Source organism: Streptomyces sp. NPDC127084 (genome assembly GCF_042724175.1).
GTDB lineage: Bacteria > Actinomycetota > Actinomycetes > Streptomycetales > Streptomycetaceae > Streptomyces.
This window is the reverse complement of sequence record NZ_JBHXFA010000397.1, coordinates 1-1205: the sequence shown is the minus strand read 5'-3', so window position 1 is coordinate 1205 and position 1205 is coordinate 1. Positions and strand designations below refer to the sequence as shown.

2 protein-coding genes are annotated in these 1205 nt (G+C 71.2%); one reads left to right on the top strand and one right to left on the bottom strand.

Translation table 11 applies throughout. The annotated features are described in order from the left end of the window. On the top strand, positions 1 to 707 hold a 707-nt coding region (locus ACFWI9_RS34510), incomplete at its 5' end, for a DUF5937 family protein (protein ID WP_387169299.1). 29 nt (positions 708 to 736) lie between these two features. Here the strand turns inward: ACFWI9_RS34510 and ACFWI9_RS34505 are convergent. Further along, positions 737 to 1205, bottom strand: a 469-nt coding sequence (locus ACFWI9_RS34505; RefSeq protein WP_387169297.1) for a LuxR C-terminal-related transcriptional regulator, incomplete at its 5' end; no start/stop codon positions are given.

Below are 1205 nucleotides of genomic sequence, written 5' to 3'. Positions count from 1 at the left end.
GGCGCGCCCTGGAGCAGGCGGCGGCGCGGGGCCCGCATCAACTGGCTTTCACCGAGAGGCTGTTGGACGATCCGCCGCGCACCAGGGCCTGGCTGCGGCAGTTCCTGGAGGACTGCGACGAGGCGTTCTTCGCGGACACCTGGTCCCGGATGCACCCCCAGCTCGCCACCGACGCCCGCCACAAGACGGACCTCCTGCACCACAAAGGCCTGGCGGAGGCGCTGACGTCGATGTCCACCGCGGTGACCCTCGACGAGACCGCCACACGCATCACGATCGACAAACTCGGCACCGGCCGCACGGCCACCCAGGACGGCGGCCTCCTCCTGGTCCCCACGGCCCTGGGCTGGCCGCACCTGACGGTCCTGTACCGATACGGCTGGCAGCCCGTCGTGCACTACCCCGTGCACAACACGCCCAAGCTCGCCGCACCGACCTCCCTGGACCAGTTGACCCTGCGGATGACCGCCCTGTCCCACCCGGTCCGCATGCGCCTGTGCCGCAGCCTGGCCCGCAGCGCGTTCACCACCAGCGAGCTGACCCAGGTGCACGGCATGACCGCCCCGGAGATATCCCGCCACCTCGGCGTCCTGAAGAAGGCCGGCCTGATCACCACCCGCCGCCGCGGCCGCTACGTCCTGCACCAACTGGACGTCACGATGGTGGCCCGCCTGGGCAGCGACTTCCTGGAGGGCATCCTCAGATAGCCGGCACCCACCCGGTGACCAGCGGCTCGTCAGCCGTGCCCGCCCGCCCGCACCAGCCCCGTCTCGTACGCCAGGACCACCACCTGCACCCGGTCCCGCAGGCCGAGCTTGGTCAGGATGCGGCCGACGTGGGTCTTCACGGTCGCTTCGGACAGCACCAGGCGGGCCGCGATCTCGCCGTTGGACAGTCCCTGGGCGACGAGGATCATGACCTCGCGCTCGCGCTCGGTGAGCCGCTCCAGCTCCTTGTGCTGCGGCTCCTTGCCGGTGGCGGGCAGCATCGGGGCGAAGCGGTCCAGGAGGCGGCGGGTCGTCGAGGGCGCCACCACGGCGTCCCCGCTGTGCACGGAGCGGATCGCGGTGAGGAGCTCGCCGGGGGGCACGTCCTTGAGCATGAAGCCGGAGGCGCCGGCCTTCAGCCCGGAGAAGGCGTACTCGTCGAGGTCGAAGGTGGTCAGGATCAGCACCTTCGGCGGGTTCTCGCCCTGGCAGATGCGG